Origin of the sequence: Nonomuraea monospora, assembly GCF_039531895.1 — a bacterium.
Classification (GTDB): domain Bacteria; phylum Actinomycetota; class Actinomycetes; order Streptosporangiales; family Streptosporangiaceae; genus Nonomuraea; species Nonomuraea monospora.
This window is the reverse complement of the sequence record NZ_BAAAQX010000065.1, coordinates 23,111-42,162: the sequence shown is the minus strand read 5'-3', so window position 1 is coordinate 42,162 and position 19,052 is coordinate 23,111. Positions and strand designations below refer to the sequence as shown.

17 protein-coding genes are annotated in these 19,052 nt (G+C 69.4%); 12 read left to right on the top strand and 5 right to left on the bottom strand.

Features of this window, described 5'->3' with window-relative positions; translation table 11 throughout:
• Positions 1-633: VOC family protein (locus ABD331_RS58220; protein WP_344495792.1), on the bottom strand; the 633-nt coding region annotated here is incomplete at its 3' end.
• A 207-nt stretch (positions 634-840) separates the two neighbouring features.
• Between ABD331_RS58220 and ABD331_RS58215 the strand changes: the two genes are divergently transcribed.
• The 10 genes from ABD331_RS58215 to ABD331_RS58170 all read left to right on the top strand — a co-directional run bounded on the left by ABD331_RS58215 (position 841) and on the right by ABD331_RS58170 (position 12,583).
• Complete coding sequence (locus tag ABD331_RS58215) at positions 841-1,974, top strand: FAD-dependent monooxygenase (RefSeq protein WP_344495790.1); 1,134 nt, start codon at positions 841-843, stop codon at positions 1,972-1,974.
• A 177-nt stretch (positions 1,975-2,151) separates the two neighbouring features.
• Complete coding sequence (locus tag ABD331_RS58210) at positions 2,152-3,126, top strand: ornithine cyclodeaminase family protein (RefSeq protein WP_344495788.1); 975 nt, start codon at positions 2,152-2,154, stop codon at positions 3,124-3,126.
• Positions 3,127-3,227: 101 nt separating this feature from the next.
• Positions 3,228-3,572, top strand: a complete 345-nt coding sequence (locus tag ABD331_RS58205) for a hypothetical protein (protein WP_344495786.1) — start codon at positions 3,228-3,230, stop codon at positions 3,570-3,572.
• Positions 3,573-3,608: 36 nt separating this feature from the next.
• The gene (locus ABD331_RS58200; protein WP_344495784.1) at positions 3,609-4,448 is read left to right on the top strand and encodes an FAD binding domain-containing protein; all 840 of its coding nucleotides are present in this window, start codon (positions 3,609-3,611) and stop codon (positions 4,446-4,448) included.
• On the top strand, positions 4,435-4,926 hold the full coding sequence (locus tag ABD331_RS58195) for a (2Fe-2S)-binding protein (RefSeq protein WP_344495782.1): 492 nt from the start codon (positions 4,435-4,437) through the stop codon (positions 4,924-4,926). Before ABD331_RS58200 ends, ABD331_RS58195 begins: the two co-directional genes overlap by 14 nt.
• Positions 4,923-7,196 (top strand): molybdopterin cofactor-binding domain-containing protein, encoded by a 2,274-nt coding sequence (locus ABD331_RS58190; RefSeq protein ID WP_344495780.1) that lies wholly within the window; start codon positions 4,923-4,925, stop codon positions 7,194-7,196. The genes ABD331_RS58195 and ABD331_RS58190 overlap by 4 nt, the downstream gene beginning before the upstream one ends.
• A gap of 86 nt (positions 7,197-7,282) precedes the next feature.
• Complete coding sequence (locus tag ABD331_RS58185) at positions 7,283-8,845, top strand: FAD-binding oxidoreductase (protein ID WP_344495778.1); 1,563 nt, start codon at positions 7,283-7,285, stop codon at positions 8,843-8,845.
• 179 nt (positions 8,846-9,024) lie between these two features.
• Positions 9,025-10,023 (top strand): sugar ABC transporter substrate-binding protein, encoded by a 999-nt coding sequence (locus ABD331_RS58180; protein ID WP_344495776.1) that lies wholly within the window; start codon positions 9,025-9,027, stop codon positions 10,021-10,023.
• On the top strand, positions 10,020-11,564 hold the full coding sequence (locus ABD331_RS58175) for a sugar ABC transporter ATP-binding protein (RefSeq protein ID WP_344495774.1): 1,545 nt from the start codon (positions 10,020-10,022) through the stop codon (positions 11,562-11,564). Before ABD331_RS58180 ends, ABD331_RS58175 begins: the two co-directional genes overlap by 4 nt.
• Positions 11,561-12,583 carry an ABC transporter permease gene (locus ABD331_RS58170; RefSeq protein ID WP_344495772.1) on the top strand — a complete coding sequence of 341 codons (1,023 nt, stop codon included), beginning with the start codon at positions 11,561-11,563 and terminating at the stop codon, positions 12,581-12,583. Before ABD331_RS58175 ends, ABD331_RS58170 begins: the two co-directional genes overlap by 4 nt.
• On the opposite strand, the gene ABD331_RS58165 is transcribed toward ABD331_RS58170, so the two are convergent.
• The gene (locus ABD331_RS58165; protein ID WP_344495770.1) at positions 12,569-13,537 is read right to left on the bottom strand and encodes a LysR family transcriptional regulator; all 969 of its coding nucleotides are present in this window, start codon (positions 13,535-13,537) and stop codon (positions 12,569-12,571) included. The genes ABD331_RS58170 and ABD331_RS58165 overlap by 15 nt on opposite strands.
• Positions 13,538-13,664: 127 nt before the next feature.
• On the opposite strand from ABD331_RS58165, the gene ABD331_RS58160 reads away from it, so the two are divergent.
• Positions 13,665-14,657: a LysR family transcriptional regulator gene (locus tag ABD331_RS58160; RefSeq protein ID WP_344495768.1), complete on the top strand. Its 993-nt coding sequence runs from the start codon at positions 13,665-13,667 to the stop codon at positions 14,655-14,657.
• 47 nt (positions 14,658-14,704) lie between these two features.
• Here ABD331_RS58160 and ABD331_RS58155 read toward each other — a convergent pair whose 3' ends face one another.
• The 3 genes from ABD331_RS58155 to ABD331_RS58145 all read right to left on the bottom strand — a co-directional run bounded on the left by ABD331_RS58155 (position 14,705) and on the right by ABD331_RS58145 (position 17,642).
• Positions 14,705-15,475: an SDR family NAD(P)-dependent oxidoreductase gene (locus ABD331_RS58155; RefSeq protein WP_344495766.1), complete on the bottom strand. Its 771-nt coding sequence runs from the start codon at positions 15,473-15,475 to the stop codon at positions 14,705-14,707.
• 134 nt (positions 15,476-15,609) lie between these two features.
• Positions 15,610-16,497, bottom strand: a complete 888-nt coding sequence (locus tag ABD331_RS58150; RefSeq protein WP_344495764.1) for a glycoside hydrolase family 16 protein — start codon at positions 16,495-16,497, stop codon at positions 15,610-15,612.
• An 83-nt stretch (positions 16,498-16,580) separates the two neighbouring features.
• Complete coding sequence (locus ABD331_RS58145) at positions 16,581-17,642, bottom strand: serine hydrolase domain-containing protein (protein WP_344495794.1); 1,062 nt, start codon at positions 17,640-17,642, stop codon at positions 16,581-16,583.
• Positions 17,643-17,847: 205 nt separating this feature from the next.
• Here ABD331_RS58145 and ABD331_RS58140 point away from each other — a divergent pair, with 205 nt between their 5' ends.
• Complete coding sequence (locus ABD331_RS58140; protein WP_344495762.1) at positions 17,848-18,984, top strand: ArsR/SmtB family transcription factor; 1,137 nt, start codon at positions 17,848-17,850, stop codon at positions 18,982-18,984.
• Positions 18,985-19,052: the final 68 nt, after the last annotated feature.

Here is a 19,052-nt window from a genome sequence, read left to right as displayed (position 1 = left end):
CTCGAACGACACGTGGTGGACCGAGGTGTGCGGTCCGCGGGCGATCGCGAGACTGTGGTGCCAGTCGTTGCACCGCATGAAGTGCATCATCTCGCCCATGTGACTGCTCCAGAGCGTGTCGCTGAGCCTGAAACCGAGCACCTTCTCATAGAAGTCCCGCGTGCGATTCGGATCGCTGGAGTTCATCACGGCGTGGGAGATCCTGACCGGGACGGCCTCCCCCGCCTCGACCGCGCGATACCGTCGCGTCGCGACATCGGCCGAGATCTCGATGGTGCGGCCGTCGATGTCGAAGAAGCGGAACCCGTAGCCGCCGCCGGCGGTCTGCAGCTTGTCCGGCTCGCCGACCAGCCGTACGCCCTCGCTGCCCAGCCTCGCGGCCAGCGCGTCCACGGCGGCCTTGTCGGTGGCACCGAACGAGATGAGGTCCAGCCGCTTCTCAGCCGCCTTGCGCAACCGGATGACGTACTGCTCCGGCGAGCCTTCGGCCGCGAGGTAGGACAGGTTTCCGTCGGTGCCGGCCTCGTTCAGCCCCCAGGTTTCCCGGAAGAACGCGCGCTGCGTGTCGTAGTCGGGCACGGCCAGGTCCACGTGCCGAAGGTGGGTGATCCCGTACTCGTTGACGTTGGACATCTGCTTCTCCTTGTGCGGTGCGGCCACGCTAAGCCGAGACCCGGCGGATGCGGAAGGAGCGGCCTTCGATGGCTGGTATCCGAGGTGCAGGTATATCCCCGGGCGATGCCAGCCATCTGGCTTCGCGGCTTCCGGTCGCGCCCCTGACGTGGTGTCCTGTCACCTGCCACGAGGGTGACGAGCGTCACAGACCGAGAAGGAGCCCCCATGCCTTCCTCCCAGACCCAGCGAGTTCTCGTCGTCGGTGGCGGCATCACCGGCAGCGTCCTTTCGCTCGCGCTCTCCAGGAAAGGCGTCGATGTCGTCCTGCTGGAGATCCGTGAGGAGTGGACCGGCATCGGGCACGGCATCACGCTGCAGGGCAACGCGCTGAAGGTGTTCCGCAGCGTCGGCGTCTTCGACGAGATCGCGGCCGAGGGGTACGGCTTCGACAAGCTGAGGATGTTCGGAGCCGACGGTCATCAGATCATGGAGATTCCCACACCACCGATGGGCGGCAGCGAGGTCCCTCCGACCATGGGCGCCATGCGCTCGCATGTCGCGGCTGTGCTGTCGCGGCGCGTGATCGAGGCGGGCGTGGACGTACGGCTCGGCGCGACGGTCACCGGGATGGAGGACCGTGGTGATCATGTGGCGGCGACCCTGTCCGACGGCTCGGTCGAGTCGTTCGACCTGATCGTCGGCGCCGACGGCATCCGCTCGAAGGTGCGCAAGATGATGGGGATCGACGCCGAGCCGTTCTCCGTGGGCATGGGCATCTGGCGCGCTGTCACCGCCCGGCCGTCCGCGATGGACTGCAGTGGTGTCTACTTCGGCGGCCCGAAGTACAAGGCCGGCTATACGCCCATCGCCGAGAACCTCTGCTACGCGTTCCTCATCGAGGGCGAGCTCGACCGTGCCTACATCGGCGAGCATCGCAACGGCGCCGTGATGAAGGAGCACGGCCAGGGGTACGGCGGCGTCTGGGGCGAGGTACGCGACGGCCTGGCCGACGACGCGATCGTCAACTACCAGTACATCGAGGCCATCCGCATCGACGAGCCGTGGCATCGCGGCCGCTCGATAGTGATCGGTGACGCGGCGCACGCGTGCCCTCCGCTGATCGCACAGGGAGCGGCGATGTGCGCCGAGGACGCCGTCGTGCTCGCGGAGATGCTCACCGGCGGTGACGGCGTCGAGGAGGCGCTGCACAAGTTCATGGAACGGCGGCTGCCGCGTGTGCGGATGGTGCTGGACAACAGCCTGCTCCTGGCCGAGTGGGAGATCCGTCCGGACACTCCGGGCGCCGACCCCGGCCGGGTCCTCGACCAGACACTGCACGCCATGGTGGCACCGGCCTGATCGCCGCAGCGGGCTCCGACCGGATTCGTGGTCGGGCATGCCACCGATCGGCCCCGATGATGCCCCACGACCCAGTCCCCCATGGAGAAGGAGATCGGCCGTGATCTGGAGCGACGGCAACCCTGGCGCTGAGAGGCCGGGACAGGGCGCCCATGCCCGCGAGCGGGTGACCGCTCGATGACACTGCTGCTCGACGACGCCGCCGTACAGACCGCCTTCGACTGGCGCATGGCCGTGGACGCACTGCGCGAGGCCTACGCCGGAGCAGTGGACGACCTCCGGTACCCGCCACGGGTCATGGCCCGGGGAAACGGCACCTGGCTCCGGGTCCTGAGCGGAGTGGGCTCCGCCGACGGGCTCATGGGGGCCAAGCTCATCGCCGCGTCCATGGAGACGCGACGGGCTTCGTACCTCATTCCGCTGTTCGACCAGCGTTCCGCGGAGCTGGTCGCCCTCCTGGACGGGCATTCCGTCACGGGCTTCCGTACGGCGGCCACGTCGGCCCTGGCCGCGGACCTGCTGGCGGTCCCCGGAGCCCTGACCGTCGCGGTGATCGGCTCCGGCTTCGAGGCCAAGAACCACGTGCGCGCGCTGCGTGCGGTCCGTGAGGTCAAGGCCGTGCGCGTGTACAGCCCGCGTGCGCAGAGCCGTGCACGGTTCACGGCGGAGCTGGCCGACCTGCCGGTGGCGGCCGTGGAGACGGCAGAGGCGGCACTGGCCGGCGCCTCGCTGGTGATCTGCGCCGCCAGGTCCCGCGATGAGTCCCCCACCTTGCTCGGGTCCTGGCTGCGTCCCGGAATGACCGTCGTGTCCATCGGCTCCACCCTGCCCGAGCAGCGCGAGGTGGACACCGAGGTGATCGCGCGGGCCGACGTGATCGTCGCCGATGTGCTCAAGGAGGTCCTTGAGGACACCGGGGACCTGCTGGCCGCGCGGGCTGCCGGCGTCGACGCGACGGACAAGGCGGGCTCGCTGGCCGATCTCGTCAGCGCCCGCCACCCCGGCAGGGTCGGCGACGGGCAGATCGTCCTCTACAAGTCGGTGGGGTCCGCGGTCCAGGATCTGGCGGTCGCGGACATGTGCGCCCGCAACGCCCGGCGCCTGGGGATCGGCGTCGTGCTGCCGATCAGCATCCCGCCCGTACAGAAGTAGGGGCCTGCAATGAGCGCACGACTGACCCGCTCGCCGAGCCCCCGCGGCCCCGGCGCTCGTTGAGCCCGGTCGGCCCGAGTCACGCATCGAGAAGGAAGATCATGCCTGTCTACAGCAGGAAAGGGGCGCGGGACCGGGCTCGCGAAAAGCTCGTCGGCGCCATCAACTGCACGATCCCGTCGTTCACTCAGGACCTGCGTGGCATCAACGACAAGGCCATCCGCCACGACGTCGCGCTGGCCGAACGGCACGGATTCCTCGGCACCCTCGGGGTCTGCGAGGTCAGCATCACCCTGCCCGAGTACCTGGACTTCCTCCGCGTGGTGCGGGACGAGGTCGTCATCTCCATGCCCATCGAAGGCGAGCTCATCCCGCTGTCACAGATCATGCCGATCCGTCTGTCGGCCACGAACGAACCGGCGCGGCCCGCGCCGAAGGGAGACTGAGGTGAGGCGTTCGTCGTTCGCCGATTGCGCACGGACATGAAGCCGGCTCCGTTCACCTACCTGCGAGCGCGCACCCGGGCCGAGGTCGACGAGGCGCTGACCGAGTTCCCGGACGCCGCGCTGCTGGCCGGCGGGCAATCACTGCTGCCGCAGCTCAACGAACGCCGGATCCGGCCCGCGGCCCTCGTCGATGTCAACGCACTCCAGGACGAGCCCGAGCACCCTTCCTGGGACGGCGACGGCCTGCGCATCGGTCCGATCGTCCGCCAGGCCGCCCTCGAACGATCACCGGAGGTGGCCCGGCACGCGCCGCTGCTGGCGACGGCCCTGCGCAAGGTCGCCTATCCAGCCGTCCGCAGCCGGGGCACGCTGGTCGGCGCGCTGGCCCACGCTCATCCCCGGTCGGAGCTGCCGGCGACGTTCGTGCTGCTGGGCGGGACCGTGCAGGTCCGTAGTTCCGGCGGCACGCGGAAGGTCGAGGCCGGAGAGCTGTTCACCGGTCCATGCCGGACGAGCCTGCGCCCGGGCGAGTGGATCGAAGGGGTGAACATCCCAGGCGCCTCGCCCACCGCGGGCTTCGGGCTGGCGGAGTTCAGCCGCCGAGGCGCGGACTTCGCTCTGTGCGGTGCGGTCGCACGCGCGGACCAGGGGCGGATCTCGCTGGTGTGGTTCGGGCGAGGTGCCACGCCGCGTCCGCATTCCCTGCCCGGGACTTCCCATCAGCCGCTCGCGGCTCGCATCGCCCAGCATGTGCGGGAGATGCCGCATTTCGACGGGGGCGACGCGGCCTACCACCACCACCTGGCAAGCAGTCTGGCGATGCGTGCCGTACGCCAGGCTCTGAAGGAGGCGTCACCATCCGATGATCCGCGTTAGCCCCGGGAACGAACTGACGGTCCGGCTGACCGTCAACGAAGCCGGCCACACCCTGCGGGTGGACCCGCGCGAGCCGCTCAGTGACGTCCTGCGTCACCGGCTCGGACTGACCGGAACCCACGTCGGATGCGAGCAAGGCGTCTGCGGCTGCTGCACCATCCTGTTCGACGGCGAGCCGGCCCGCGCGTGCCTGGTGCTGGCCGTACAGGCGGACGGCCACGAGATCCGCACGGTGGAGTCGCTCACGCAGCCGGACGGCGGGTTGCATCCGCTGCAGGAGGCCTTCGGCCGCCATCACGCGCTGCAGTGCGGCTTCTGCACGCCGGGGCAGCTCATGAACGCCCTGGCGTTGCTCCCCCGTGCGGCCTCGATGAGCGACGACGACCTCCGCGGCGCGATCTCCGGGCAGCTGTGCCGGTGCACCGGTTACACCCCGATCGTCGACGCGATCCGCACGGCCGCGGGCGACCTGACATGAGGCGCGAGGACCAGCGGCTGCTCACCGGCGCCGGCCGGTTCGTGGACGACCTGGGGGGCGATGCCGTGCACGCCGCGTTCCTGAGGAGCGCGCACGCCCATGCCCGCATCCGGGCGATCGACGCGGAGGCGGCCAGGAGGATGGACGGCGTGCTGGCCGTCTACACCTTGGCGGATCTGCCGGCCACGGCACGCGAGCCGCTGCCGATCCTCTATCCGAACGCCGCCATCACCCAGCCGCAGACCCCGCCACCGCTCGCCGGCGAAGCCTGTTACGTGGGGCAGCCCCTGGTCATGGTCGTCGCCGAGACGCGCGCCATCGCCGAGGACGCGATCGACACCATCGAGGTCGGCTACGATCTCCTGCCGGTCGCCATCGACCTCGCCGAGACCGCCGCCGGTCGGCAGGGCCCCGCCCATGACGGCGCGGCCGACTCCATCGCCGCGCACTACAGCGACGAGTGCGGCGACGTGGAGGAGGCGATGCGCACCGCAGACCATGTCCTGGAGCTCGTGGTGGTGGCGGAGCGCGCGTCCGGCCAGCCCCTGGAGGGGCGCGGTGTCGTGGCGCGATGGGACGCCGACACCGGCCGGCTGGCGGTCACCGACTCCACCCAGCTTCCGCTGCAGGTACGCGTGCTGCTCGCGCGCGCCCTCGGCCTCGATCTCGACCACATCGACGTGCACAGCCCCGACCTCGGCGGCGGCTTCGGCACCAAGAGCTTCCGCCTCTACCCCGAGGAGGTCCTCGTCCCCTTCGCGGCGATGCGGCTGGCCAGGCCGGTCAAATGGATCGAGGACCGCGCCGAACACCTGCTCGCGGCGGCACACCAGCGCTCGCAGATCCATCAGGTACGGCTGGGCGTCGGGCGGGACGGCCGGATCCGTGCACTGGACGTCGAGTTCCTGCATGACATGGGCGCGTACTGCCAGTTCGGGCTGCTGATCCCGCTGGTGACGGCGAGCGGGCTGGCCGGCCCGTACGCCATCGGCAACGTGCGGGTCCGCTTCCGTGCCGTCTACACCAACACCGTCCAGGTCTCCCCCTACCGGGGCTCCTCGGCCCCGTTCTCAACCTTCGTGATGGAGCGGGCGATCGACCACGTGGCGCGGGCCCTCGGGCTCGACCGCGCCTTGGTCCGCCGCCGCAACTTCGTCCCCCGCGACGCCTTTCCCCACGACACCGGCCTGCGGGCGGCGTTCGGCGACGGCACCGTCACCTACGACTCCGGCGACTACTCCGGTGGCCTCGAAGCCGTCCTGACCGCCATCGGCTGGCGGGACTTCCCCGAGGCCAAGGCGAGGGCGGCCGGGCAGGGACGCCTGCTGGGCATCGGCCTGGCCGCCTATGTCGAGGCGACCGGGATCGGCCCGTACGAATCGGCGCGGGTGCGCATCGACCCGAACGGTTCGGTCCAGGTCGCGGTGGGCTCCCCTTCCAGCGGCCAAGGTCATGAAACGGTGCTCGCCGCGGTCGCGGGCCGCGTGCTCGGCGTCGATCCGGAACGCGTCGTCGTGACCGGCGGCGACAGCCGCCAGATTCCGTACGGGTACGGCACCTATGGCAGCCGTACGGCCGTGGTCTGCGGCAACGCCGTCCTGCTCGCCGCTCGGGCGGTCGCCGGGCAGGCCCTCGCTCTGGCCGCGGCCACCCTGCGCGTGCCCGCCGATGAGCTCGTCCTCGACGAGGGTCTCGTCCGCCACACCGGCGATCCGCATCGCGCGATCCCGCTGGCGGTGCTCGCGCAGATCGCCGTCGCGGCTCCCCCTCCTCCGGGCGCCGACCCCGGTCTGTCGGCTCTGCGAACCTATGTGCCGCGCACGACCCCGTACGCGTCGGGGGCGCACGCGTGCGTCGTCGAGGTCGATCCCGCCACCTTCGACATGCGAATCCTGCGCTACGTCGCGCAGCACGACTGCGGGCCCGTGCTCAACCCCATGATCGTCGAAGGCCAGGTCGTGGGCGGCGTCGCGCACGGGATCGCCGAGACGTTCTACGAGCGACGGGTCTACGACCCGTCCGGGCGGCCCGTGACGCGGAACTTCCACGACTATCTGATGCCGTACGCGACCGAGATCCCCCGGGTCGAGCTGCTGCACGCCGAGACTCCGGCGCCCGGCAACGAGCTCGGCGTCAAGGGCGCCGGCGAAGCGGGGATCATCCCGGTCTCGGCGGCGATCATCAGCGCCCTTGAGGACGCGGTCGGCGTGGTCATCAACCGTACCCCGATGACGCCGCAGGAGCTCTTCCACGCCTCGGCCCGCTGCTGATGGCTGGCATCGGGAATCCACGGTTCCGCCGGGCTGACAGCCCGACCTAGCATCACCGGCATATTCGCGGCCGTGCAGGAGGATTCATGGCCCATCTCCCCGCCCACGCCCATCCCCGTAGCGCCGTCCCTGAGCTGACCCGGGCCGCCCTGGACGGCTTCGCCGAAGCCGTGGGCGCCGATCACGTCCTGGTCGGAGCCGCCTGCGACGAGTATGCCGACCCGTACTCGTTCCTCGGCCCCGAGACTGTCAGACCGTCCGCGGTGGTCCTGCCCGGCTCGGTCGTGGACGTCCAGGCGGTCGTGCGCGTGGCCGCCCGCCACGGCGTCCCGCTGTGGCCGGTCTCCCGGGGCAAGAACCTCGGCTACGGCGGCGCCGCTCCGCGCGTGCCGGGCAGCGCCGTCGTCGACCTGCGGCGGATGGACCGGATCGTCGAGGTGAACGACGAGCTCGGCTACGTCGTGGTCGAGCCGGGGGTCACCTTCCTCGCCCTGGCCGGCCACCTGCGCGACATCGGCTCGGCGTTGATGCCGTCGGTGCCCGAGATCGGCTGGGGCAGCGTCCTCGGCAACACTTTGGAGCGCGGTATCGGGTACACCGCCCATGGCGATCACTCCGCCTTCCAGTGCGGCATGGAGGTCGTGCTCGCCGACGGGACCGTCGTCCGCACCGGTATGGGCGCGAAGACAGGCAGCGAGGCTTTCGCGCTGTTCAAGGGCGGATACGGCCCCTCCATCGACGGGCTGTTCTTCCAGTCGAACCTCGGCATCGTCACCCGGCTCGGCATCTGGCTCATGCCACGGCCCGAGAGCATCGCCGTGTGCATGGTCACCGCCCCGGAGGAGGACGCGCTCGCGGGCCTCGTCGAGGCCATCCGGCCGCTGCTGCTGGACGGCACCGTGCAGAGCACCGTGGTCGTCGCCAACGCGGTGACGATCGCGAGCATGGTGAGCGTGCGATCGGACTGGTACGACGGCGATGGGCCGATGCCCGACCAGGTGATCGACGCGATCACCGACAGGCTGCACATCGGGCGCTGGAACGCCAAGTTCGCCCTGTACGGCCCGGCGCCCCTGGTGGAAGCGCGGCTCGAGGTCATCCGCGCGGCCATACCGGAAGCGGAGCTGACGGTGACGACCTACGCGGGAGATGTGAACCCCGCCGACGTGCACCCTGCGGACCAGGTCCAGCTCGGTATCCCCAGTACGGATCTCATCCGGATGGCGGCGTGGAGCGGTGGCGCGCCCGCGCACACCGACTTCTCCCTGGTGTGCCCGCCCACCGGCCACGACGCCGTACGCCAGATGCGCATCATCCGAGACCGGGTCGAGGCGCGCGGCTTCGACTACTCCGGGGTGTTCATCATGAACCCCCGGCACGCGATCTCCCTGGCTCCCATCCCCTTCGACGGGAACGATCCGGACCGCTGCCGGCAGGTGGCCGGCCTGGTTCCCGAGCTCATCGCCGCGGCATCCGCCGCGGGTTACGCCTCCTACCGCAGCCACACCGCGTTCATGGATCTCGTCGCCGACCAGTACGACGCCAACGACTCCGCCCTGCGGCGAACGGTGGAACGCATCAAGGAGGCCCTGGACCCTCAGGGCATCCTCGCGGCCGGCAAGCAGGGGATCTGGCCGCGGACGTCGTGAGGAACCCCCCATCGCCATCAAGGAGCGATCTCATGCGTCCTCTTCGGATAGTTCCGATACTCATCTGCACCGCGCTCCTGGCCTTGACGGCCTGTGGGAGCGATTCGGGCGGCGGCCAAGGGGGCGGCGCACGTTCGACCGCCGCGGGAGCCGCATCGCTGGAAACCGCGTACAAGGGAGTGGTCGGGCAACCGCCCACCAAGACCATCACAGCCAAGGGGGGCGGCCTGGCCTGGGTCGTCTCGTGCGGTGAATCGCTGGAGACCTGCGCGACGCCCACGGCCGGCGCGCTCGCCGCCGCCAAGGCGGCGGGCTTCGAGACGAAGCTGTGCGACGGGAAGCTCAACCCCCAGGGCTGGTCGGAATGCATCCGGCAGGGCATCAGCGCGAAGGCCGCCGGCATCCTCATCGTCGGCCAGGACTGCGCGAGCTTCCAGGCCGCGCTGCGGGAGGCCCAGGCGGCCAAGATCCCGACCATCGGCGCAGGCGGCAACGACTGCGACGTGACCGGCGGGCAGAAACTCTTCAGCGCCTCCATCCAGAAGATGCCCGGCATGACGAGCGAGCAGTGGTGGAACCAGATGGGCGCCTTGCAAGCCGACTGGATCATCGGCAGAACCGGTGGCCAGGCACAGGTCCTCAGCACGATGTTCACCGACGCGATCTGGGGTGACTGGATCCAGGACGGCTTCACCCAGCGGCTCGGAACCTGCGCCGGTTGCAAGGTGCTCGACACGGTCCAGATCAGCAACCAGGACGTCGCGAGCGGTCAGCTGGGCCAGAAGTTCTCCACCGCGTTGCTCAAACAGCCCACCGCGAACGCGGTCAACTTCCCCATCGACGGCTGGTTCTTCACCGGTCTCGGCCAGGCCGTGCGGAGCTCGGGCCGGACCGGCGACCTGCGCGTGATCGGCGCCTTCGGTGACCAGGGGAACCTGCGGGCCATCGCGGAGAACAGCGGCCAGGACGCCACGGTCGCCTTCAGCGCTGAGTGGGACGGCTGGGCGGGGGTGGACGCTCTCATCCGGGTGCTCGCCGGGCAGGACGCTCAACCGGCCGGCATCGGCCTGCAGGCCATCGACGCGGACCGGAACATGCCGCAGAGCGGCACGTCCTTCGCGTACAACCCGAAGGTGGACTTCGAGGCGGCGTACAAGTCGGCGTGGGGGATCTCGTGACGGCCCCGATCGCGGCGTACACGCTCGACGCCCGGGGGGTCCGCAAGCGGTTCGGCGGCACCCAGGCGCTCGACGACGCCGGTCTGCGGCTTCGTCCGGGCACCATACACGCGCTGCTCGGCGGCAACGGGTCCGGCAAGTCGACGATGATCAAGTGTCTGGCCGGCGTCCACCGTGCCGACGACGGCGAAGTCGACATCCTCGGCCACAGCATGAGGGCCTGCGACATCACCCCCGCCGAGGTCCATCGGGCCGGCCTCCGCGTCGTCCACCAGGACCTCGGCCTCTTCGACCGGGCGAGCATCGCGGAGAACTTCGCCTTCGAGAGCGGATTCCCCACCACTCCGGCCCGGACCATCGCGTGGCGCGAACTGAACCGGCAGGTCTCGCGGATCCTGGAGCTGCACCGTATCCCCGCCCGGCCCTCGGACCTGGTCGGCAGCCTGCGACCGGCGCAGAAGACATTGGTCGCCATCGCGCGGGCACTGCGGGATCAGCACCGGGGCGAGATGGTGCTGCTCCTGGACGAGCCGACCGCGAGCCTCCCGGAAAGGGAGTCCGCGCTGCTGTTCGCCGCCCTTCGGGAACGGGCGGAGCACGGGCAGGCGATCGCGCTGGTCACCCACCGGCTCTCGGAGGCGCTGACCGTCGCCGACGACATCACCGTGTTCCGCGACGGCCGGGTCGCCGGGACACTGCCGGCTGCCGCGGCCGACCACGACCGGCTGGTCAGCCTGCTGGCAGGCCCGGCCGGCACGCCGGAAGCCGTCCACGACCCGCCGGCCGGAAGTGTCCATGGCGGCTCGCTCCTGGACGTGCGGTCGGTATCGGCCGGTCCGCTGCGAGACCTCGACCTCACCGTGCGCGCCGGCGAGATCGTCGGTATCGCCGGGCTCCTGGGTTCCGGTCGCTCGACCCTGCTCAACGTGATCTTCGGAGGGGTCGAGCCGGTCTCGGGCACGGTGCTGCTCGACGGGGTAGCGCTGCGGCCCGGCGACATCGCCGGCGCGATGGCCAGGGGCGTCGCGCTGGTGCCGGAGAACCGCCTGCGCGACGCCGCCTTCACCACGATGTCGGTGAGCGAGAACGCGTCGGTGACGGTCCTGGGGCGGCTGTGGAGGCTCTGGATGCGCAACCGCCGCGAACGTCAGGAAGCCGAAGCCCTGGTTCGCAGGTACGCCGTCAAGACGCACGACGTGGGGCAACCCTTCCTCCAGTTGTCGGGAGGCAACCAGCAGAAGGTCGTCCTGGCCCGCTGGCTGCGCCGCGATCCGCGGCTGCTCCTCCTCGATGAGCCGACCCAGGGCGTCGACGTCGTCGCCCGGACCGAGATCTACAACGCCATCCGCGACGCCGCCTCCCGTGGTTGCGCCGTCGTCGTGGTGTCCTCCGACCACGACGAGCTGGCCACCCTGTGCGACCAGGTCGTCGTCCTCAGCGGCGGCAAGGCCGTCGCACGCATCCCCCGGGCGATGCTCACCCCAGACACGATCACCCGCCAGGTCCAGCCGGTCCGCAAGCCGTTGGAGTCCACTTCATGATCAACACCGACGTCGCGGTGCCCACCGACGAGACGGCCGGAGCCGTACCGCGGCGCAGGGCCGTCTCACTCCTGCACTTCGCCGAAAGGTACGCCCTGGTCGGTCTGCTCATCGCGGTCGCGGTGTTCTTCACGCTGCTTCCGGCGAGCTCCGAGGTCTTTCCGACACCGGCCAACCTCCGGATCCTGGCGGCCGGCCAGTCGGTCACGCTGCTGATCGCCCTGGCCGCGCTCATTCCGCTCGTCGCCGGGCAGTTCGACTTCTCCGCGGGCGCGGTCGCGGCGGCCTCCTCGGTCACCATGGCGGGGATGATGGCCCATCACGACGCGCCCCTGTGGGCGTGCGTGGTCGCGGCGCTCGCGCTCGGCCTGGCCGTGGGGCTGGTGAACGGCATCGCGGTGAGCGTGTTCGGCATGAACTCGTTCGTCATCACCCTGGCGGTCGCCACCCTGCTCGGCGGAGGCATCCAGTGGTACACACAAGGCCGCACGATCAGTAACAACATCTCCCCCGCCCTCATCGACTTCGGCTCGCTGACGTGGGCCGGTATCCCGCGGGTCCTGCTGGTCGTGACGTCCGCCACGCTGGTGATCTACTACCTTCTCGACCAGACCCCGTACGGCCGTTCGCTGCGCGCCATCGGTGACAACCCCGGTGCGGCCCGCCTGGTCGGCATGCCCGTCGCCCGCTACGGCGTGATCGCGTTCGCCGCCGGAGGGGTGCTGGCCGCACTCGCGGGCCTCGTCCTCACCGCCAGGATCGGTGGGGCGACGGCCGACAACGGGACCTCGATGATCTTTCCGGCGCTGGCCGCGGTCTTCCTGGGTGCGACGGCCATCCAGCCCGGGCGCTTCAACTTGTTCGGCACCGTCGTAGGAGTCGCGCTGGTCGCGGTGAGTGTCAGCGGCCTGACGCTCGCGGGGGCCGCAGACTGGGTGAACCCGGTCTTCAACGGAGCCGCGCTCGCGATCGCCGTCGCCATCTCCACGTATCTCGCGCGGCGTTCACGCAGAATGTGACGCGCCGGCCGAAGCCTGGCCGCATTCAGTCTCCGATTCGACCTCGACCGCGACCTCGTGCAGCAACCGGCGCAGCCAGACACCTGCCGGGTCCTCCTCACGCCGCGGATGCCAGTGCACGACCTCGGTGATCGAAATCGGTTGCAAGGGCGTCTCGGCGATGACGAGATCGAGCATGCCCAAGCACCGCCGCGCCAGCCGCTTGGGGACGAACCCGCACATGGTGGTGCCGGACACGGCGTGCAGGAGGCTCAGCGAACTGGTCACCTGGACCAGGACGGTGCGGTGGATCCCGTTACGGAGCAACTCGGCCTCCACCGGCAGCATCGGCTCGTCACCGGGGATGAACTCGGCGGCCGCGTGCGGCATCTCCTGAAGGTCCGCCAAGGTCAGGGTGCCGCTGCGCAGGTGCGGATTGCCACGGTCGACGACGCAGACGAACTCATCGGTGAACAAGGGCTGGGTGCGGCCAGGGAGCGCGAAGTGCAGCGGGAAGATGATGAGATCGCGGCGCATCAACTGCTGCTCGTACTGCTCCCTGGTCATCGGGATCGAGTTGAACGCGACCGAGCAACCCGGTCCGCGCTCGCTCAGCAACCGGGTCAGGGGCTCGGACAGCACGGTCATGGCGTACTCGGACATGCTCAAGGTGAACCGCTTGCTGCTCATGGCGGGATCGAAGCTCCGGGGGGTGCCCAGCAGCAGGTCGGCCGTCTCGATGGCCTCGGCCACCACCGGCCGCAGCCGCTCGCCCAGCGGCGTCAGCGTGAAGCCACGGCCGGTCCACGTGAGCAGGTCGTCCCCGAAGTGCTTCCTGAGCCGGGTCAGAGCGCCGCTCATCGCGGACTGGCTCATGGTGAGGCGGTCGCCGGCGTGCGTGAGATTGCGTTCCTGCAGGAGCGCGTGGAGCGGCAGGAGCAGGTTGGCGTCGATGCCCCGGAGTCCTTTGTGCATGGCAGAGCCCATGATAGCGAGGGCCATGACCTGCCCCTCCGTAGACGACGGGGGCCTCACCAGACTCAAGGGAAACCCCAGTGAATCGCTCTGTTCATCGGCGGGTAATCGAAGGCAGAATCAGACCATGTCGCTCGGAGGAACCGACCTCAACCTTTTACTGCAGCTCAAGGTGCTGCTTGAGGAAGGCAACGTGACACACGCCGGGGAGCGTCTGTCCTTGAGCCAGCCGACGATGAGCGCGGCGCTGGCCCGCCTGCGACGCAAGTTCAACGACGAGCTGCTCACGCGGAACGGACGGGAGTACGAGCTGACTCCGTTCGCCCAGGAGCTGCTGCCCGAGGTGCAGCACGCCGTCCGGCTGATGTCCAGAGCTCTGCAGGTGGAGGAGCCCTTCGACCCCGGCAGCAGCGACCGCTGCTTCACCCTGGCGATGAGCGACTACGCGATCGCGGTGATCCACGAGCCGCTGGTGGCCCGGGTGACCGAGCTCGCGCCCGGCGTCCGCCTGCGGATCCACCCCATGAAACCGCAGCTGAGGTCCGCCGAGCGCGCCTTGCTCGAATTCGACGCGCTGATCGCGCCGCTCGGTTTCGGCTTCCACGGCGAGTCACGCCTGCTGTGGCGGGACCGGATGGTCTGCCTGGTGGACAAGCGCAACCCGCGGCTGCGCGAGGGGCGGCTACGCCTGACCGACCTGGAGGAGATGCCGCACGCCAACGCTTGGTTCGGGCCCGATGAGGCGACCCCCGTCGACCGGGTCTTCGGCGAGCTGGGGATCACCCGCCGGGTGGAGGTCATGGTCGCGGGCTGGCTTCCGCTTCCGTTCGTCATCGAGGGCACCGACCTCGTGGCGGTCGTCCCCGAACGGCTGGCCCGCCTCCACCGGCGCGGCGACGGACCGCTGGCGCTGGTCGAGCCGCCGTTCGGCGAGGTGGCGCTCAACGAGGGCTACTGGTTCATCCCCGACCGGCTGGCCAGCCCCGCCCATGAGTGGTTCTTCGCCCAGCTCGACGAGGTGGGCAAGGAGCTGAGCGCGCGCGGCCGGCGACTCGATCAGTCAGCGGCCTGCCACGGCCGCGTCGAAGTCCCCACCATGTCCGCGCAAGAGGCCTCCTGACGGCAGACAGAACCGGCTCGCCGGGCTCCCTCCCTGGGGTTCGGGGCTCATGGCGCCAGGGCGGACAGGCCGCCGTCGATCAGGATGTCGGCGCCGTTGATGAAGGACGCGTCATCGGAGGCCAGGAAGACGGCGAGCCGGGCGACGTCCTCCGGCTCACCCGCTCGGCCGGCCGGGATGGTGTTCAGCACACTCTTGGCCGGGCCTTCGGGCTCGTCGAAGAACCCGCCCGTGGCCGGGGTCTTGATCGGTCCTGGGCTGATGACGTTACAGCGGATCCCGTGCCGGCTGCCCGCCACCACCAGGTGCCGGGTGAAGGCCGCCACCCCGCCCTTGGCCGCGCCGTGCGCGCTCTGGCCGACGAACATCGCGCCCCGGTGCGCCGCGATCGACGCCACGTTGAGCACCACGCCGCCCCCACGCGCGACCAGGTGGGGCCAGGCCGCCCGCGTGCTCTCGTACACGAGGTGCAGCTCATTGCGGATGGTGAAATACCACTCCTCGGCCGGCTGCTCCGGGAACGAGCCGAGTCTCAACGCTGACGCGTTGTTGTACAGGATGTCCACGCCGCCGAACGCGTCGGCCGCTGCCCGCACCCAGGTCTGCGCGCCCTCGGCGGTCCCCAGATCCACCGGCGCGACCGAGATCATCCGGCCGCCTGCCGCTTCCACCAGTTCGGTCGTCTCCCGCGCCGTCTTCTCGTCGAGGTCGCAGCCCGCCACGGAGGCTCCCTCGGCCGCGAACGCCAGCGCCGCCGCACGGCCCATGCCCTGGCCGGTCCCGCTTATCAGTGCGACCTTTCCTGCCAATCTGCCCATGACCCGCAGGCTAGAGTCCTGCGGAAATCGTTGGAAACGTGCGTCGGCGATGGCTGGCATAGCGAAACGCGAACCCGCCCCGTCGTACGCGCCCGACCGGTGCGGCTCACCGGCGGGCGCGTGTCGTCTTCTGATCAGTAGTTACGGGTCCGGCCGAACCACACGTTGCGGGCCTGAAAGGTCGTGTTGCCAGAGGGGCCGGGTTGCTGGTCCCAGGCAGGGTCACTGTCGTCGATACCCGATGCCCAGGAGCCCATCTGCAGGTTGATGATCAGGTACTGCGGGATGCCGGCCCAGCCTTCGCCCACGTGCGTGGCCTGGTACACCCCGTCGAAGTAGTAGTCGAGGACGACGTCGTCGCCGTCCTTCACCATCCAGACCCGGTACTTGTGCCAGGTGCCGGGGTCGTGGCCGCTGACCTCTGTCCGGTCGGCGGGGACGTCCTCGCCGGCCGCCTTGGTCCAGGTGTTGAAGAGGTTCGTGGAGTCGCCGACGTACTCCAGGATGTCGCTCTCCGGCGGCCAGTCCGGGTAGATGCCGGTGGTCCAGAAGGCGGGCCAGATACCCAGGCCGGTCTGGGTGCGGAACTCGCCCTCGATGTCGTACTCGGGGAACTGGTCGTCGATGACGATCGGCTCTTTGGCGTGCACGGTGCCGGAGTGCCACCAGATCGGGGCGTTCGGCGCGCTGGGGCTCTGCTCGGTGGACTGGCTCAACCGGGTCGCGGTCAGGGTCAGGACCCCACCGGACAGCGTGACCTTGCTCGACAGCATCTTGGCGGCGCCGTTGTGGTAGGCGCCCCAGGGATAGCCGTAGTTCCATTCCTGAGTGAAGGCCGTGGTGCTGTTGAAGGAGGACTTCTCGACGAGGTTCTCCCAGGTAGCCGCGCTATGCCGGGCGCGGGTGGCGGCCTCGGACGCGGCCCGCGCCTCGGCGGGGTTCAGCGCGAGCCCCACCATACCGGCGGCGGTCGCTGAACCCAGGGTGATGAACTTGCGGCGATCGATCATTCCCTCTGACATGTGATCCTTTCTTCAACACAGTTGAGCGAAACTCAGAGTTCGGTCAGCCGGCGTGGGCCGCTCAGCCCTCATCGCGGAAAAGATCAATCCGTGATCATGGCGCGGGCCTTCTTGAGCGGCGGCGTCAGGACCCCGTCCTGGTTGACGAGGAAGACCACGGTGTAGCCCTTGGCCGTGAAGACGTCGAGCATCGCCTCGTACCCCATGGTGCCGCCGCTGTGGCCGAAGGCGCGCACGCCGTTGCGGGCCCAGTCCATGAAACCGTAGGCGTACTTGTTCTGCGGGCCCGTCTCTACCTTGCCCTCCGTGACCGTCTTGGTGAGCGTGGCGTTGAGGAGCTTGTGCTTCCGCAGCGCCTGGGTGAACTTCAGCATGTCGCCCGCCGTGGAGATGGCGCCACCCGCCGGCCCGGCCCCGGTGGCCTGGTCGCCGACATCGCGCAGTTCGCCGTCCGGCAGGGAGCCGTCGGGCGATTGCTGCATGCCGATGTACTGGCCGTTCGCGTCGAACAGCCCGTACGGGTGCGCCATGCGCGCGATCTTGGAGGGCGTGTAGCGGCCGGAGCCGAAGGAGGTGTCGTGCATGCCCGCGGGCTTGAGGATGTGCTTGCTCACGTACGCGTCGTAGCGCTGCTTGCTGGCACTCTCGACGATCGCCCCCAGGACGGCGAAGCCGGCGTTGCTGTAAGCGAACTTCGTGCCCGGCTCGAACTGGAGCTTCTGCTTGGCGATCTCCTTGAGCTGGGCGTCGAGGTCGAGGTCGCCGCGGCCCTCGTGACTGGGGATCTCCCCCAGACCGGAGGTGTGAGTGAGCAGGTGATGGACGGTGACCTTGTCGGCGATCTCGCTCGGAAGCCCGTCCACGTACTTGCCGATCGTGTCCTGGAAGGACACCTTGCCCTGCTGGACGAGCTGAGCGATCGCGACGCCGGTCAGCATCTTGCCCATGGAACCGATGTTGAACCTGGTCTCCGGCGTGTTGGCCTTCTTCTTGGCCGCGTCGGCCATTCCATAACCTTTTCTCAGTACCGGCTTGCCATTCTTGGCGACCAATACCGTGCCGGCGAACTTTCCGGCACCGGCCAGCTCCTCGAGGTATTCATGAAAAGCGCGCCAGTCCGCTTGAGAGGGACCCTCCACCGTCATTCCTGCCGCCTGCGCGGTTGGCTGGCCTGCCGTGACAAGCGCCATCAGGAGCGCTCCACCAATAAAAATCCTACGGCTCGCGGTCATGGCAATACCCTTTCCCGATTCCATTCGAGACGGGACTGTAGGGCACCATGCCGACCCTGCCCAACTGATTAACGCGAGAGCTAATTGAATCTCACGCCGTTAGAGTGGCGCGATGAACATGCGCGTATGCCTGCCCGCGTCGGCCGCGGGCGCGGTGGTCTTCGGCTGCTCACCAGCTCTTGAGGCGCTGCGCAGCCTGCACGTGCTGGGTTCGGTCAGACGGCATCCGCTGCACATCTCCTGGGCGTTGCGCACCCGTGAGCGGCTTGACGCCGAATTGAGGAACGAGATTGACCAGTTCGCCTACTGGTGTCAGTACCGTCCCCTGGCGCTGCCCCACATCTGGCGTCCCGATGAGGTGTCGTCGTGGCCTGAGGAACTGGTCGCGCTGCGCGAGGCGCCGCTCGAGCATTACGCCGAGCACCTGCTCGCCGAAACTCTGGCCGTGAACGGGCGATTGGCGCCTGTGCGACTGGAGGAGGTGCACGCCGATCCCGTGCTGCGCGAGCGGGCGGAGAACACGGTGCGGCAACGCCATCCAGCCTCGGTGCGCGTGCTGCGGGAGCTCATCGAGGATCCCGAGCGGTCCCGTCAACGGTTCGCCGACTTCCTGAGCGCGTACTGGGAGAGCTGTATGGCCGGGGAGTGGCCGAACCTTCAGAGGTATCTCCTGGCCGACATCGCCGCGCGCAGCCGAACCGGATTCCAGGATGGTCTGATGAGCATGCTGGAGGGCCTCGCGCCCCAACTGCGCGTCGCCCAGGAGGGGCCGCAGGTGTCGATCACCTTGGCGCCCGCTCGCGATGGCTTCGCTCCCTTGGAGATGAACCTGACCGAACAGGACCGTCTTGTGCTGGTGCCGTCCCATTTCGCCTGGCCGCTGCTCACGATCGGCGGCAGGCGGGAGCTCCACCCCGGGCGCGATCGGCAGAGCGTGCAGATCACCTACGCGCTGGACGCGATGCAGCGCACGGCGCAACCGCCGGCCCCTTCGGAGGAGTTGCTCAAGCTGCTGCGCGCCGCCGCCCACCCCACTCGGTTGCAGATCCTGCAACTCCTGGCCGGGCGATCGCGCTCCACCCGTGAGCTCGCCGGGCTGATCGGGCTCACCGAGCCGGCCATCTCCAAGCACCTGAAACTGCTGGCCGAAGCGGGCTGGGCGGAGCCGGAGCGGCACAGCTACTACGTCTACTACCGGCTGGTGCGCGCCACACAGGGCAGGTTCACCGACGCTCTGGACAGGCTGTTCGGTTGAGCCGCCGCCGACGAGCGTCGCGGTGGAAACAGTCAGGAAACAACCGGTGCTCTAGAAGTTGCCCACAT

What these genes read in the sequence shown, in the direction of transcription:
- ABD331_RS58215 (WP_344495790.1), top strand. Translation starts at nt 841, where the DNA reads ATGCCTTCCTCCCAGACCCAGCGAGTTCTCGTCGTCGGTGGCGGCATC.
- ABD331_RS58210 (WP_344495788.1), top strand. Translation starts at nt 2,152, where the DNA reads ATGACACTGCTGCTCGACGACGCCGCCGTACAGACCGCCTTCGACTGG.
- ABD331_RS58205 (WP_344495786.1), top strand. Translation starts at nt 3,228, where the DNA reads ATGCCTGTCTACAGCAGGAAAGGGGCGCGGGACCGGGCTCGCGAAAAG.
- ABD331_RS58200 (WP_344495784.1), top strand. Translation starts at nt 3,609, where the DNA reads ATGAAGCCGGCTCCGTTCACCTACCTGCGAGCGCGCACCCGGGCCGAG.
- ABD331_RS58195 (WP_344495782.1), top strand. Translation starts at nt 4,435, where the DNA reads ATGATCCGCGTTAGCCCCGGGAACGAACTGACGGTCCGGCTGACCGTC.
- ABD331_RS58190 (WP_344495780.1), top strand. Translation starts at nt 4,923, where the DNA reads ATGAGGCGCGAGGACCAGCGGCTGCTCACCGGCGCCGGCCGGTTCGTG.
- ABD331_RS58185 (WP_344495778.1), top strand. Translation starts at nt 7,283, where the DNA reads ATGGCCCATCTCCCCGCCCACGCCCATCCCCGTAGCGCCGTCCCTGAG.
- ABD331_RS58170 (WP_344495772.1), top strand. Translation starts at nt 11,561, where the DNA reads ATGATCAACACCGACGTCGCGGTGCCCACCGACGAGACGGCCGGAGCC.
- ABD331_RS58165 (WP_344495770.1), bottom strand. Translation starts at nt 13,537, where the DNA reads ATGCACAAAGGACTCCGGGGCATCGACGCCAACCTGCTCCTGCCGCTC.
- ABD331_RS58160 (WP_344495768.1), top strand. Translation starts at nt 13,665, where the DNA reads ATGTCGCTCGGAGGAACCGACCTCAACCTTTTACTGCAGCTCAAGGTG.
- ABD331_RS58155 (WP_344495766.1), bottom strand. Translation starts at nt 15,475, where the DNA reads ATGGGCAGATTGGCAGGAAAGGTCGCACTGATAAGCGGGACCGGCCAG.
- ABD331_RS58150 (WP_344495764.1), bottom strand. Translation starts at nt 16,497, where the DNA reads ATGTCAGAGGGAATGATCGATCGCCGCAAGTTCATCACCCTGGGTTCA.
- ABD331_RS58145 (WP_344495794.1), bottom strand. Translation starts at nt 17,642, where the DNA reads ATGACGGTGGAGGGTCCCTCTCAAGCGGACTGGCGCGCTTTTCATGAA.
- ABD331_RS58140 (WP_344495762.1), top strand. Translation starts at nt 17,848, where the DNA reads ATGCGCGTATGCCTGCCCGCGTCGGCCGCGGGCGCGGTGGTCTTCGGC.